The 13759-nt window shown below is 65.1% G+C and carries 17 protein-coding genes; 12 read left to right on the forward strand and 5 right to left on the reverse strand.

The genetic code is table 11. The features are described from left to right. Window positions 1-41 precede the first annotated feature (41 nt). Window positions 42-830 (forward strand): YhfC family intramembrane metalloprotease, encoded by a 789-nt coding sequence (locus BLS50_RS16290; protein WP_011549758.1) that lies wholly within the window; start codon window positions 42-44, stop codon window positions 828-830. A 13-nt stretch (window positions 831-843) separates the two neighbouring features. Further along, window positions 844-1206, forward strand: coding sequence for a DUF3022 domain-containing protein (locus BLS50_RS16295; protein WP_027806439.1), 363 nt, complete (start codon window positions 844-846; stop codon window positions 1204-1206). Window positions 1207-1245: 39 nt separating this feature from the next. Here BLS50_RS16295 and BLS50_RS16300 read toward each other — a convergent pair whose 3' ends face one another. Together BLS50_RS16300 and BLS50_RS16305 are read right to left on the reverse strand one after the other, a co-directional pair. Next, window positions 1246-1677, reverse strand: coding sequence for a PGDYG domain-containing protein (locus BLS50_RS16300; RefSeq protein ID WP_074802645.1), 432 nt, complete (start codon window positions 1675-1677; stop codon window positions 1246-1248). A gap of 141 nt (window positions 1678-1818) precedes the next feature. Then, entirely contained in the window at window positions 1819-2370 is a 552-nt protein-coding gene (locus BLS50_RS16305) for a Spy/CpxP family protein refolding chaperone (RefSeq protein WP_074802646.1), read from the reverse strand. 248 nt (window positions 2371-2618) lie between these two features. Here BLS50_RS16305 and BLS50_RS16310 point away from each other — a divergent pair, with 248 nt between their 5' ends. Both BLS50_RS16310 and BLS50_RS16315 read left to right on the forward strand, forming a co-directional pair. Next, entirely contained in the window at window positions 2619-3083 is a 465-nt protein-coding gene (locus BLS50_RS16310) for an Lrp/AsnC family transcriptional regulator (RefSeq protein WP_006481526.1), read from the forward strand. Between the two features lie 498 nt (window positions 3084-3581). Next, complete coding sequence (locus BLS50_RS16315; protein ID WP_034181371.1) at window positions 3582-4682, forward strand: saccharopine dehydrogenase family protein; 1101 nt, start codon at window positions 3582-3584, stop codon at window positions 4680-4682. Window positions 4683-4799: 117 nt separating this feature from the next. Here BLS50_RS16315 and BLS50_RS16320 read toward each other — a convergent pair whose 3' ends face one another. Then, window positions 4800-5414: an AAA family ATPase gene (locus BLS50_RS16320; protein ID WP_074802647.1), complete on the reverse strand. Its 615-nt coding sequence runs from the start codon at window positions 5412-5414 to the stop codon at window positions 4800-4802. After that, window positions 5411-5557, reverse strand: coding sequence for a cytochrome bd-I oxidase subunit CydX (gene cydX, locus BLS50_RS16325; RefSeq protein ID WP_027807096.1), 147 nt, complete (start codon window positions 5555-5557; stop codon window positions 5411-5413). The genes BLS50_RS16320 and cydX overlap by 4 nt, the downstream gene beginning before the upstream one ends. 200 nt (window positions 5558-5757) lie before the next feature. Between cydX and corA the strand changes: the two genes are divergently transcribed. Then, window positions 5758-6735, forward strand: coding sequence for a magnesium/cobalt transporter CorA (corA, locus tag BLS50_RS16330; protein ID WP_069232673.1), 978 nt, complete (start codon window positions 5758-5760; stop codon window positions 6733-6735). Between the two features lie 7 nt (window positions 6736-6742). Here the strand turns inward: corA and BLS50_RS16335 are convergent, their stop codons facing one another. Continuing rightward, window positions 6743-7036, reverse strand: a complete 294-nt coding sequence (locus BLS50_RS16335) for a YciI-like protein (RefSeq protein WP_006475974.1) — start codon at window positions 7034-7036, stop codon at window positions 6743-6745. 477 nt (window positions 7037-7513) lie between these two features. Here BLS50_RS16335 and BLS50_RS16340 point away from each other — a divergent pair, with 477 nt between their 5' ends. From BLS50_RS16340 to BLS50_RS16370, 7 genes are all read left to right on the forward strand, one after another. Continuing rightward, window positions 7514-8002 (forward strand): aminoacyl-tRNA deacylase, encoded by a 489-nt coding sequence (locus BLS50_RS16340; RefSeq protein WP_006475975.1) that lies wholly within the window; start codon window positions 7514-7516, stop codon window positions 8000-8002. 859 nt (window positions 8003-8861) lie between these two features. After that, window positions 8862-9563, forward strand: a complete 702-nt coding sequence (locus BLS50_RS16345; RefSeq protein ID WP_006481523.1) for an energy transducer TonB — start codon at window positions 8862-8864, stop codon at window positions 9561-9563. An 86-nt stretch (window positions 9564-9649) separates the two neighbouring features. Next, a complete protein-coding gene (locus tag BLS50_RS16350; RefSeq protein WP_074802648.1) occupies window positions 9650-10552 on the forward strand; it encodes a MotA/TolQ/ExbB proton channel family protein in 903 nt (300 codons plus the stop codon). A gap of 20 nt (window positions 10553-10572) precedes the next feature. Beyond that, window positions 10573-10995 carry an ExbD/TolR family protein gene (locus BLS50_RS16355; protein WP_006475978.1) on the forward strand — a complete coding sequence of 141 codons (423 nt, stop codon included), beginning with the start codon at window positions 10573-10575 and terminating at the stop codon, window positions 10993-10995. 99 nt (window positions 10996-11094) lie between these two features. Continuing rightward, a complete protein-coding gene (locus BLS50_RS16360) occupies window positions 11095-11526 on the forward strand; it encodes an ExbD/TolR family protein (RefSeq protein ID WP_054927856.1) in 432 nt (143 codons plus the stop codon). A 16-nt stretch (window positions 11527-11542) separates the two neighbouring features. After that, window positions 11543-12733 carry a tetratricopeptide repeat protein gene (locus BLS50_RS16365; RefSeq protein ID WP_074802649.1) on the forward strand — a complete coding sequence of 397 codons (1191 nt, stop codon included), beginning with the start codon at window positions 11543-11545 and terminating at the stop codon, window positions 12731-12733. Between the two features lie 307 nt (window positions 12734-13040). Then, window positions 13041-13616 (forward strand): helix-turn-helix domain-containing protein, encoded by a 576-nt coding sequence (locus BLS50_RS16370; protein ID WP_074802650.1) that lies wholly within the window; start codon window positions 13041-13043, stop codon window positions 13614-13616. Window positions 13617-13759 lie beyond the last annotated feature (143 nt).

The following is a 13759-nucleotide window of genomic DNA, read 5'->3' on the forward strand; positions in this document are numbered from 1 at the left end:
ACGCGGCGTGTCAGGTGCGCTGCTTCGAACCAAGGAAATACATGACTGTCGCTCCCGTCACGCTGGCCGCGCTGATCGCCGCCACGCTGATCATCGCGCTGCTGCCGCTCGTCCTCTACCGCATCCTGCGCAAGCCGCTTGCGCTCAACCGCCGCGACACGATCGTCGGCGTCACCGTCTTCACGCTGTTCGCGATGATCCTCGAGCGCGCGTTCCACGGGCTCGTGCTGAGCCACACGCCCGAGGACGGCTGGCTGACGCAGCCGCTCGCGTTCGTCGCGTACAGCGCGCTCGCGACCGCCGTGTTCGAGGAAGTCGGCCGCTATGTCGGGATGCGCTTTCTGGACCGCCGCTATGGCGCATCGGCCGGCGACGGTCGCGGGATCGGCTACGGCATCGGCCACGGCGGCGCCGAAGCGTGGTTCGTCGGCGTGCTCGTCTGGGGCCAGTGGTCGTATCTCGCGTGGCTCGCGAGCCGCGGCCAGCTCGAGACGCAGTTGTCCGACCTGCCGGTCGACACCGTGGTGCGGCTGCACATGATGCTCGCGACGCTGTCGGCCCAGTCGATCCTGCTGTTGCTGCTGGAGCGCTGCGCGGCGTTCGCGGTGCAACTGGCGCTGTCGGTGCTGGTGTGGCGCGGCGTGCGGGCCGGCCGGATGGCCGTGTTGCCGCTCGCGATCGTGCTGCATGCGCTCGCGGCGACGCCGACGCTGCTGTACCAGGTGCGCGTGCTGCCGGCCGCGTGGGTCGAGGCCGCGTATGTCGTGCTGGTCGCGATCCTGGTGATCGCGCTGGTGAAGGCGTGCCGGCCGTCGCGTGCGGCGGCCTGACGGGAGACACGCAATGGACGACTATCTGATCGAATGCCAGAGCGCGGAATTCGACGCGCTCGCGCGCGTGATCTGCGATCTCTTTCCGGAGCAGACGCGCTTCGCCGAAAGCAGCGACGAACGCGGGCGCTTTCTGGCCGTGCACTGGCTGGCGATGCGGTTCGGCGCGACGCCGAAGCGGATGACGCTCGACATCCGGATCGTGCCGGCCGCGCTCGCGCGCTACCTGGCGCTCAAGCCGATGCAGCGCGCGCGCAGCCATGCGGTGCTGCATGCGTATACGGAAGCGATGCTCGGCTCGCTCGAAGAGCGGCACGCGGCCGGCGAGGCCGTCGAGCGCGACGCGGAACTCGAACTCGACGAAGACTTTGCGTGAGCCGTGGCGCCGGCCTCGGCCGGCGGGGTGCGTTACGCGTTACGCGTCGCGGTAGACCTGCGCGAAGCGCTGCGCCTGCACGACGCCGTAGTCGCCGGGTGCGTATTGCATCACCCAGTCGCCGGCGACGCCGCGCAGCGTGTCGCCGTTTTCCGAGCGGGCGATCGTAAACGCCTCGTCCATCCGGCGCGCGAGCACGACGGCCGGCCGGTTGCGGTAGGCGCCCGGCGTGCCGTGCGCGAGTGCCGGATCGGCGGGCAGGTATTTGGCGTCGAAGCGCGCGCGCGACACGACCCAGCGGTCGCCGGTCGAGCCGGTGATCAGCGCGTCGCCCACGACATAACGGTTCGGGCCTTCGAGGCTCATCAGTTCGCCGTCGGCGTCCGCGAAGGATACGGCGACGGTTTCGTCCTTGACGACGCGACGGGCCTGCGGATCGGTACGCAGATCGAGTTGCTTGAGTTCGAGCATGGCGGGGAGGGGCGGGAAAGCGGGAAAAGCCGGGAGCTTATCCCGAATTCGGCGCGCCGTGTGACGCGCCGGTCGCCGGTCGCCGATCGCGGCGCGGCGCCGTTCGGCCCGGGCGGGCCGGCACGGCGCCGGCGGGAAGGGTCAGGGCTGCGCGGGTGCGCTTGCGGCCGGCGCGGCGGCTGCCTTGCCTTCCTTGCCCTTCGTCTTGCCCTTGCCGCGGTGCTCGCCGCCGTGGTGCAGCCAGCTGCGGAACGTCGTGTCGGCCAGCGCCTTCTGCTCGGCCGGGAAGCTCTCGTAGAGCGGCGCGAACGCGTCGGCGAGCTTCTTCGCGCCGTCGGCGTTCGCCTGCGACAGTTCCGCGTACTGCTTCATGTCGTCGAGCGCGGACACGTCGTGCTTGGCCATCCGTTCGCCGTAGAGACGGCCCATCGTTGCGCCGTTGTCGCGCATCGTGTCGGCGAACGTCTTCCATTGCGGTTCCTGCGCCGACGTGATCTTCAACTGGTCGTGCAGGTACTTGATGCGCTGCTCGATGCGCGCCTCGTGGCGGGCCGCGCGCTGCTCGGCGCTCGGGGCCGATGCCGCGGCCGTCGTGGCCGGTGCCTGGGCGGGCGCTTGCGGCTGCGCCGGGGTCTGCGCGAATGCGCTGGCTGCAACGACGAGCGTAGCGAGGGTGAGCGAGATTTTCTTCATGGTTGGCTCTCCGGGGTGGTGTCTGGCGAGCGGACGCGGCGGCCATTGCCGCCAGCGCGCCTCTCGCGTCGCCCGCTATTAGTAGCACGTTGCATGCAGCGCGGTAGTGAATGCGACACTTGCTTACATCCGATACGAATCGAAATCGAAGCTGCGAATCCGGGCCGTGCCGGTTGGGCGCGCCGGCGATCGGCGCTATCATCGCGTCACTTTCCACTCCGCCGGCACATGCGTACCGGCCCAGCGTCATGCGCCCACCCCGCCTCGACCAACTCGACGATCTCGACCGGCAACTCGTCGCGCTGCTGCAAGCCGATGCGCGTGCCAGCGTCGCGGATCTCGCGCGCCAGCTCGACGTGGCGCGCACGACGGTCGTCGCGCGCATCGCGCGGCTCGAACGCACCAACGTGATCGCCGGGTACAGCGTGCGGCTCGGGCAGGACGTGCTGGACGCCAGCATCTACGCGTACGTCGGCATCATCCTCACGCCGAAATTCGGCAAGGACGTCTTGCGCAAGCTCGACCGGATGCCGGAAGTCCAGCTGCTGTGCGCGGTGAGCGGCGAGTACGACTACGTCGCGTGGCTGCGCGCCGATTCGCCGGAACGGCTCAACGACCTGCTCGACCAGATCGGCACGCTCGAAGGCGTCGAGCGCACGACGACGTCGATCATCCTGTCGCGCAAGATCGACCGCGGGACGATCGGCGGCTGAGCCGTTGCATGCGGCACCGCACATGACGGACGGCGCATGCGCGGCGCCGGTTTCGTTACGTCACGGGTGTCTGGATTAACGGCGGGTAGATGCCCGGCCGCCTTCGTATCGGCATTCGCTGTTCCTCATGATCGGCACGAGTGCCGATCGCCATCCTTCCGCGCACTTTGCGCGTCTCTCTCCCGACTCTCCTTTCCGTATTCGGCTTCGACCGGCGTGTAGCCCGTGACGCATGTGCAGTTCGTGTGTCGGGAGCCATGCCGTGCGTCCTCGTCTTCGTCGTTGCAACGGGCCACCGCCAACGGCCGGTTTGCGACAGCGCCTTTACGCGATTTTTAGATGAAATGGTCGTTTCGACCAAACGTATCGTCATAACGTCGAATTTATCGGTCGTTTCGCATCATTCTTCGTCTTGGAACTGATTTTGAGCGTCCCTAAACTGTGTTCATGGCTCGACGCCGTACACCAACAGCAAACCCATCATCAGGAGATAAGCGCATGAAAATCGCCATCGTCGGCGCAGGTCTGATCGGCCACACCATTGCTCACATGCTGCGCGAAACGGGCGACTACGAAGTCGTCGCGTTCGACCGCGATGCGGATGCGCTCGCGAAGCTGTCGCGCGAAGGCATCGCGACGCAACGGGTCGATTCGGCCGACGCGAATGCGATCCGCGAAGCAGTGAAGGGCTTCGATGCGCTCGTCAATGCGCTGCCTTACTACCTCGCGGTCAACGTGGCCGCCGCCGCGAAGGCGGCCGGCGTTCACTACTTCGACCTGACCGAAGACGTGCGCGCGACCCACGCGATCCGCGAACTGGCCGACGGCTCCGACCGCGCGTTCATGCCGCAGTGCGGCCTCGCACCGGGCTTCATCGGCATCGCCGCGCACGAGCTCGTGAACGGCTTCAGCGAAGTGCGCGACGTTAAGATGCGCGTCGGCGCGCTGCCCGAATATCCGACCAACGCGCTGAAGTACAACCTGACGTGGAGCGTCGACGGGTTGATCAACGAATACTGCCAGCCGTGCGAAGCGATCCGCGACGGCCGCAAGCAGTGGGTGCAGCCGCTCGAAGGCCTCGAACACTTCTCGCTCGACGGTACCGAATACGAAGCGTTCAACACGTCGGGCGGCCTGGGCACGCTGTGCGAGACGCTGTCGGGCAAGGTCGAGACGCTCGACTACAAGTCGGTGCGCTATCCGGGCCACCGCGAGCTCGTCCAGTTCCTGCTGGAAGACCTGCGCCTGTCGACCGATCGCGACACGCTGAAGTCGATCATGCGCCGCGCGGTGCCGTCGACGAAGCAGGACGTCGTGCTCGTGTTCGTCACGGTGACGGGCGTGAAGGACGGCCAGCTGGTGCAGGACGTGTTCACCCGCAAGATCTTCGCAAAGGACGTGTGCGGGATGCACATGAGCGCGATCCAGATCACGACGGCCGGCGCGATGTGCGCGGTGCTGGATCTGTTCCGCGAAAAGAAGCTGCCGCAGAGCGGTTTCATCCCGCAAGAGAAGGTGTCGCTGAAGGCGTTCCTGTCGAACCGCTTCGGCAAGCTGTACGAAGGCGGCACGATGGAGCGCGTGCACGCGGTCGCCTGACCGTCATTCCAAGACCATTCGCCAGTCACTGGCACGAGGGCCGTACGACGCCGGGAGCGCAGCAGCGCTTCCGGCGTCGTTTTTTTGCGGGAAGGGAAAGGGCGCCGGGCGGCGCGATCAGGCCGGCAGCGGCGGGACGATCGTTGCCGGTTGCGGCGGCACGATGCGGGACAGCAGCGCGTCGAGGTCCGCGTCGGACGGCGCGGTGTTGTCGAACATCACGATGCCGTCGCATTCGTGGCCGGTCGGCACGAAGCGGCGCTGCCGGTATTCGTCCCAGTGCGCGAGCTTGTACGCGTCGTTCGGGTTGGCGCGCGCGACGATCCGCTGGTGCGCGACGTCTTCCGATGTGTGGACCCAGACGACCGTCAGCGTGACGTCCGGCGCGATGCCGAGCCACGCGCGATCGAGGATGCGCCGGTCGCGCACTTCACGCGACAGCGGGCCGACCACGAGCGCACCGATGCCGAGCGAGAGATTGTCGCGGGCCGTGTCGAGCAGGCCCTGGTATTCGGGATCGCGAAGATGTTTCAGGTAGAGCGGGCTGTCACGGTCGTTCGGATCGTCCGTGAGCGCGCCCATCGCGGCCGCGCTGTAGCGGCCGTACAGCGTGTCCTTGTCGAGCAGGCAGAACGCTTCGCCGGTCGCGCGCATCAGCGGCCTGATGAGCCGCTTCGCGAGCGTGGTCTTGCCGGTGCCGGCGTGACCGCAGAAGAACACCAGGTGCGTCACGAATGCCGGCTCCCCGACCGCTGGCCCGACGTATCGCCGCGCTGGTCGCCACGCGAGAATACTTCCGCTTCCAGCCACATCGCGTTGATGATGCCGAAGCCGAGCGCCACGCCGATGCCGAGTATCCACGAGAAATACCACATAGGTCTGTCTCCTTGACGGTTGGGCCGCACGGCCGTTGTGCATCGCGCAACGCAGGCCCGGCGGGCCTGTAGAAGTGCGTCGACGCGCATGCTGCGGCGCACGCAGCCCGATCATGACCAATATCGGCGTGCCGCGCAAGCCGGGCCGTCCGTGCAGCAAACCGGTAAACTGATGCGCAAACCGCAACGTCACGAATACCATGCTGATCAACTGTGCTGCTTACCAGGACGGCCGCAAGCTGGCCGATATCGACATCGACGCCATCAGCGATTACGTGTCGAAGCCCGAATGCTTCGTGTGGGTCGCGCTGAAGGACCCGACGCCCGAGGAAATCGACCTGATGGGCGAGGAGTTCGGCTTGCACGAGCTGGCGCTCGAGGATGCCCGCAAAGGCCATCAGCGGCCGAAGATCGAGGAATACGGCGATTCGCTGTTCGCGGTGCTGCACACGGTCGAACTCGACGAGGACGACGAATTCAAGGTCGGCGAATTGAACGTATTCGTCGGTCCGAATTACGTGCTGTCGATCCGCAACCATACCGAGCACGATTTCCGCGACGTGCGCAAGCGTTGCGAGCGCGAGCCGCACTTGTTGCGGGAGGGTTCGGCGTTCGTGTTCTACGCGTTGATGGATCAGGTCGTCGACCGGTATTTCCCGATCCTCGAAACGCTCGGGGCCGAACTCGAGGAACTCGAGGACCGCATCTTCGCGAAGGCGACGCCGGCGTCGTCGCGCGCGATCATCGAGGATCTCTATTCGCTGAAGCGCCGGCTCGTGCTGCTGTACCAGCACACGGCGCCGCTGATGGAGCCGCTCGCGAAGCTCACCGGCGGGCGCGTGCCGCAGGTCTGCAGCGGGATGGCGGCTTACTTCCGCGACGTGTACGACCATCTGCAGCGGATCGTGAAGACGATCGAAGGGCGTCGCGAGATGGTCGTCACCGCGATCCAGGTGAACCTCGGGATGATTTCGCTCGCGGAGAACGAGGTGACCAAGCGGCTCGGCTCGTTCGCCGCGCTGTTCGCGATACCGACGATGATCGCCGGCATCTACGGGATGAACTTCGCGAACATGCCCGAGCTGCACCTGAAATACGGGTTCTACGGCTGCATCGCGGCGATGGCCATCGCCGACCTCGCGCTGTGGTGGCGTTTCAAGCGGGCGGGGTGGCTGTAGCCAGGCCTCACGCCGGACGCGGCGCGTGCTTGCCGACCACGACGCGCCATGGCCGCACGCGCCACGATTTCACGAGGCCGTTCTGCACGTACGGATCGGCGCGCGCGAACGATTCGGCCGCTTCCGGCGAATCGCCTTCGAACACGAGCACCGCCTGGTCGGCCGGGTCCGCCAGCGCGCCGGCGAGCACCAGTTCGCCGCGCTCGGTCGCGGCCTGCGCGAGCGCGAGATGCTCGGCGCGGAACGGTTCGCGCCGCGACAGGTAATCGTCGACGAGTTCGTAGATCAACTGGTAATGCATGATCGCTCCAGGAGTCGGTTTCCGCCGCGGAAGGGTGGGCGGCCGGCTCAGTATAGGACACCGGGAAAGCCGTTGGCGGCGCGGGTTTGTCGGCGTGATGGCGAGCGTTCGCGGGTTCGCTTTTTGAACGACGCATCCCGGGCGGTGTCCCGATGTTCTTCTTAAAATGCAACTAACGGTCGAGTTTCTCGACGTCGGCAAATTAGCGGGTGCGGCCGCATTTTCGTTCGCACTGCCTGAAATCTGCCTGCAGAAATGAGGGTCCGCCAAGCGTATTCCGGGGACGGATTCCGCATGCCGGCAAGGGCAGACGAAGGCCTTGAAAGCGAGTTGGGCCGGCTGCCGGGCCATGTGGGCGGGCGCAGCACGAGGGCATTTCCATTGGCCCGGAATGCGACCTATGCTGAACGAATCCGGAGCGAACGCTGTTCGCCTTTTTCACCCGATTCGCCCGATTCCGCCCAGACGAGGTGCGCCATGCCGGTCTCAGCCACCCTGCAGGATTGCCTGCGCCAGAAGTCATCGCGGTACGAAGTCGTGTACCACCCCTATAGTCATACGAGCATGGAGACGGCCGCCGCCGCGCATATTCCCGGCGATCGTCTCGCGAAAACCGTGCTTCTCGAGGACGCCGAAGGCTACGTCGCCGCCGTATTGCCGACGACGCACGCCGTGCGCCTGTCGGATCTCTGGGTGAAGACGGGGCGCCATCTCGTGCTCGCCCGGGAGGTCGAGTTGCGCGAGCTGTTCAAGGATTGCGACATGGGCGCGCTGCCGCCGGTCTGCATGGCGTACGGGATGAAGACGTTTCTCGAGGAACACCTCGCGCAGCAGCCGGAAGTCTATTTCGAGGCCGGCGATCATCAAGCGCTGATTCACATGATGCAGGACGAATTCCTGATGCTGATGGAGACGGCCGAGCGCGCGCATTTCTCGCACCGGATGCAGGGGATGATGCTGTCCTGAGCGATGCGGGTCGTGTGTCGATGAAGCATGCGCGGGCATTTTCCCACCGGGCTCGGTGAGGTGGGGATGCCCGTGCGTGCAGAAGGGCAGGCAACGAATTCCCGTGGCCTCAGCTTTATCCGTCGTCGGAAGATACGTTCGTTGTGCAGATCATTGTGAGAATTGGATCGTTGGAGAAGGTTTCAATATTTTGATTTGCAATCCTATTAAAAGTAACGAAGATCGACCGTACGGATATCGCCTGAACAGGACCCCGCCTGCATGAAAGCGGTCAATCGGCTTCCATCCATGCATCGGACAATGAAGCGCATCCGGCATTGCTCATTCCGGAGTGCACCGATTCGGTGTGATAGCACTAAATTGGTGATTATTTTGGATAAGCACTGAATTAGTGCGATAACCATACAAACCAATTACGAAATTAATGGGAAATGGTTGGCGAAGTTTACTAACTCGTTATTCGAGTAAGGCCTCCAAACTTTGTATTCAATTATCAAATAAAGTTTGACGCCCGGATTTTTTCCTTGCTATCTTCTGCACCCAAGACGAACGGCCTGGCTGACATCAGCGTGTAACGAAGATCCAATCGTCATACGAGAAATGTGCCTGTGTCGACGCAGCTGACAATTGCCTGACCACGCTGGTGCGGGATAGACGCCGGATAGGGCGGCTATCCCGTTGCGGTTGAAACGATTCCTTGAAATTGAATAAACGCGATCCGAAATCGATGCTTTCAATTCGGATTGCAAATTGAATTAAAAATGAAATTTCGAGTTGAGGCGGAGACGGAACCGACCCGGTTCCGGCGCCGGCCATCATCGCGAAACTGGGCGATTCGCTTGGGGGAAGGATAGTGGGCATGAAAGTCGAAGAGCATCTGGTTGCTTCGAACAGCGGACTGGCCACGCTGGGGCGTCCGCGGGAATTCGGCAAGAAGCAGCAGAATCCGGTGCGCCGTTTCGGCGGCATCGCAGTCGTCCTCCTGTTGCATGCAGTGCTGATCTACGCATTGCTCAATGGCCTCGCGACCAAAGTCGTGCAGGTGATCCAGCATCCGATCGAAACCCGCATCATCGAGCCGGTGAAGCCGCCGCCGCCCCCGCCGATGCCGGTCGTCAAGCTTCCGCCGCCGAAGTTCGCGCCGCCGCCGCCGCCGTTCGTGCCGCCGCCTGAAGTGCCGGTGCAGGCACCCCCGCAGCAGGCGACCATCACGCACCAGTCGGCACCGGTGCCGTCCGCGCCGGCCGTGCAGGCGCCGGTCGTCGCACCGCCCGCGCCGGCCAAGCCGGTCAGTCACGAAGTGGGTGTCGTCTGCCCGAATTCGGACTCGATGCGCGCGTCGATGCAGTACCCGAAGGAAGCGCAGGAAAACAACATCACGGGTGACGTGACGATCGAGTTCGTCGTGGATGCGGAAGGGAACATCACGAACGAACGCGTGGCCCAGTCGGCCGACCCCGTGCTCGATCGTGCGGCCTACAACACCGTGAAGCGGTTCAAATGCGTGGCGCAAGGCCAGGCGGTACGGGTGCAGGTGCCGTTCTCGTTCAACCTGAATTGATGCAGTGGGCGGTCCGGCGGGAGCCGGACCGGTGAAAACCGGCTTGAACCTAAATCGTAAGTTTAACGAAAGAATTGGAGTGGGGTATGACGAAGCGTTCTCTGGCCGCGCTGGCGGCAAGCCTGTTGATGTCCGTCGCCGGAATCGACGGGCTCGTTGCACCGCAACTCGCTTACGCGCAAGCGAGCGGATCCGCGGCGACCTCCGACGCGTCGACGCAGGCCGCGGCGCCCGCGCAGGCGCCCGCCGCCGAGCCGGCCCCGCCGCCGGCGCCGGCCACGACCGAAGCGGTCGAGAATCCGTACGGGCTCGGCGCGCTCTGGAAGAACGGCGACTTCGTCGCGCGCTTCGTGCTGATCCTGCTCGTGATCATGTCGATGGGCAGCTGGTACATCATGATCACGAAGTTCGTCGAACAGTTGCGGGCGAACCGCCGCGCGAAACTCGCCGACGCGCAGCTCTGGAGCGCGCCGTCGCTGGCCGAGGGCGCGAAGCTGCTCGACGAGGCGTCGCCGTTCCGCTTCATCGCCGAAACGGCGATCGAGGCGGGCGAGCATCACGACGAGGCGCTGCTCGAAGCCGTGGACCGCAACACGTGGATCGACGTGTCCGTCGAGCGCTCGATCACGAACGTGTCGAACCGCATGCAGGACGGGCTCGCGTTCCTCGCGACGGTCGGCTCGACCGCGCCGTTCGTCGGGCTGTTCGGCACGGTCTGGGGGATCTATCACGCGCTGACGGCGATCGGGATCGCGGGCCAGGCGTCGATCGACAAGGTCGCGGGCCCGGTGGGCGAGGCGCTCATCATGACGGCGATCGGCCTGGCGGTCGCGGTGCCGGCCGTGCTCGGCTACAACTTCCTGGTCCGGCGCAACAAGTCGGTGATGGAGCGGGTCCGCAACTTCGGCGCCCAGCTGCATACCGTGCTGCTGGCCGGCAGCAAGCGTCCCGCTCGCGTGCCGTCGCCCGCCGCGTCGCTCGTGAACTGACCGGCTGACGGAGGCGCGCGATGGGCATGAACGTCGGGCAGGACGAAAGCGACGAGGTGATCGCGAACATCAACACGACGCCGCTCGTCGACGTGATGCTGGTGTTGCTGATCATCTTCCTGATCACGATCCCGGTCGTCACGCACACGATCCAGCTGCAGTTGCCGAAGGAGGTCGTGCAGCCGCTGCAGACCACGCCGAAGAGCGTCGAGATCGCGGTGAACCGCGACGGCGATTTCTTCTGGGGTGAGCAATTGGTGGACGCAGCGACGTTGCTCGCGAAGCTGAAGGGCGTGTCGCAACAGCAGCCGCAACCGAGCGTGCACGTGCGGGGCGACCAGAACACGCGCTACGAGTTCATCGGCCGGGTCATCACGATGTGCGAGCGGGCGGGTATCGCGAAGGTGTCGTTCATCACGGAACCGCCGGCGCGGGGTGGTTAGCGTTGCATGGGAGCGGCACACGCGCCGGTTCTGATTGATGGTGGAGCATGGGATCTGAGCAAGCGCTAAAGCGCTAACTCAGATCGACAGGAGCAAACGATGGGAATGAACGTGCCTTCGGGCGGGAGCAGCAGCGAGCCGGACGTGATGGTCGACATCAACACCACGCCGCTGATCGACGTGATGCTGGTGCTGCTGATCATGCTGATCATCACGATCCCGATCCAGATGCATTCGGTGAAGATGGACTTGCCGGTGGGCAACCCACCGCCGCCCGCCGCACCGCCGGAAGTCGTGCAGATCGACATCGACTTCGACGGCACGACGACGTGGAACGGCACGGCGGTGCCGAATCGCGCGGCGCTCGAGGCGAAGCTGACACAGGTCGCGCACGAGCCCGTGCAGGCGGAGATTCATCTGCGGCCGAACAAGCTGGCGCCATACAAGGACGTGGCGGCCGTCCTGGCGTCCGCGCAGCGCGTGGGCGCGACGAAGATCGGCCTGATCGGCAACGAGCAGTTCATGCAATGACGGGACAGGCCAACCGATGAACCAGCAACGATGGAAACGGATGGTGGCGCTGACGGCGCTCGGTGCGGCCTGCGCGCTCGGCCGGCCGGCGTGGGCAGCCGACGCGTTGCGGCCCGATGTGGCGAAGCCGCTGGCGGCGGCGCAGGAGCTGTATCGCGCGCACAAGTATCGCGACGCGCTCGGCAAGATCGCGCAGGCGGCCGCCGTGCCCAATCGCACGCCGTATGAAACCTACATGGTGGAGGCGACGCGCGGCGCGGCGGCGATGGCGGCCGGCGATACCGGCGTGGCCGCGCAGGCCTACGAAACCGTCCTGAACTCGGGGCGCCTGTCGGGCGAGGACGAGCAGCGGACGACGGCGGCGCTCGCGGGAATCTACTTCCAGCAGAAGAACTATCCGCAGGCGATCCGCGTCGCGCAGCGCTACCTGAAGGCGGGCGGCACGGACCCGGAAATGCGCACGCTGCTTACGCAGTCGTATTACCTGTCGAACGATTGCGGCCAGGTCGTGAGCCAGTTGAAGGCAAGCGCGGACGCACAGGTGAAGGCCGGCCACGCGCCGGACGAAGGGCAGTTGCAGATGCTGGCGACCTGTGCGCAAAAGAGCAAGGATGCCGGCGCCTATCGCAGCGCGCTCGCCATGCTGGTGGCTTATCACCCGAGCCCCGCGTACTGGGAGGAAATGGTCTCGGCGATTCGCGGCAGCCCCGGTTACCTGTCGTCGCTCGACCTCGACATCTACCGGTTGCGCCGGGCGACGGGCTCGCTGACGACGGCCGACGCCTATATGGAGATGACGCAGCTCGCGCTGGTGGCGGGCACGCCGGCCGAAGGCCGGCAGGTGATCGACCAGGGGTTCGCGTCCGGCGTGCTGGGCAAGGATGCGCAGGCGGACCGAGAGAAACGGCTGCGGGCGCTGGCCGACAAGCGCGCGCAGTCGGGCGCGGACGCTGCCGATCCGGTAGCGCCGATCGACGTCGGCATGAATCTGGTGTTCGCGGGCCACGCGGCGCAGGGGCTGTCGATGATGGAGCAGGCGATCGCGAAGGGTGGGCTCGATCATCCCGATGCGGCGCGGCTGCGGCTCGGCGAGGCGTATTACGTGGCCGGCCAGAAGGCGCACGCGGTCCAGGTGCTGCGCACGGTGAAGGGTACCGACGGATCGGGGGATCTGGCGAAGCTCTGGACGGCCGTCGCGTCGCGGTAACGACGGAGGGGGAAGCAGGCACGCGATGCGGGATGGGCGCCGTGCCGCATACACGTGGTATTGCGGCGCGACTTGAAGGCGGGGAAGTCTGTCTGGGCGAAGAAAAGGGGCAGTCTTGTTAATTAGTAAACCGAATGAAGTGAGCGTGAATCGCGCGACCACGAAGCCGGAATCCCGCTTCGCGGCACGTGCGACGTGCGCCCGGCGGCGAAGGGGAGCAGAGTGTCGCGCCGTGGCGGCAGCCTCATGGCATCGGGGAAGGCCTGCCGACATCAAACCGATTTCGATTGAGAGGTTCCGTTCTTCCATGGTCTTGCCTCCCGATGAATCGGTGCTCGTCGCGGTTTCGCTTGGCAACAAGATCCGCGCGCTTCGGCAGCGGCTGAAACTCACGCTCGACGAAGCGGCCACGACGGCAGGGATCTCGAAGCCGTTCCTGTCGCAGGTCGAGCGTGGGCGCGCGACGCCGTCGATCACGTCATTGGTCCGAATCGCGAAGGCGCTCGGCGTGACGATGCAGTACTTCATCGACACGCCAACCGAGGCGCGCTCGGTGTGCCGCGGCGACGCATTGCAGTATTTCCAGTTCGCCAACTCGGCGAGCTCTTTTGCCCGGCTGACGAATCTCGTGGACGGACGCAAGCTCGATGCGATTCTCGTCAGGATACCGGCGGGGCAGTCGCCGTCGGAAGTGACGACGCATGCCGGGGAGGAGTTTCTCTACGTGATGCGCGGCAGGGTCGTGCTCACGCTGGAGGATTGCACGTTCATGCTGGGCGCGGGCGACACCGCGCACTACGAGTCGACGACGCCGCATGCGTGGCAGAACACGGCCGACGAAGAGGCGGTGATCGTCTGGGTCGGTACGCCACGGCTGTTCTAGCCCGTCGGACCGGAATTATTGGAAGCGGTAAGCAAGCTGTGAACTCAATGTAAGTAATCAGTATTGCAAATTAAAAAATACGAAAGGACCATGCAGCGTTCGCGTTGCGCGGTCGATCCGTTCGGATCGCGGTAGTTGGCAGG

Source organism: Burkholderia orbicola, assembly GCF_900100915.1.
GTDB classification, from domain to species: domain Bacteria; phylum Pseudomonadota; class Gammaproteobacteria; order Burkholderiales; family Burkholderiaceae; genus Burkholderia; species Burkholderia orbicola.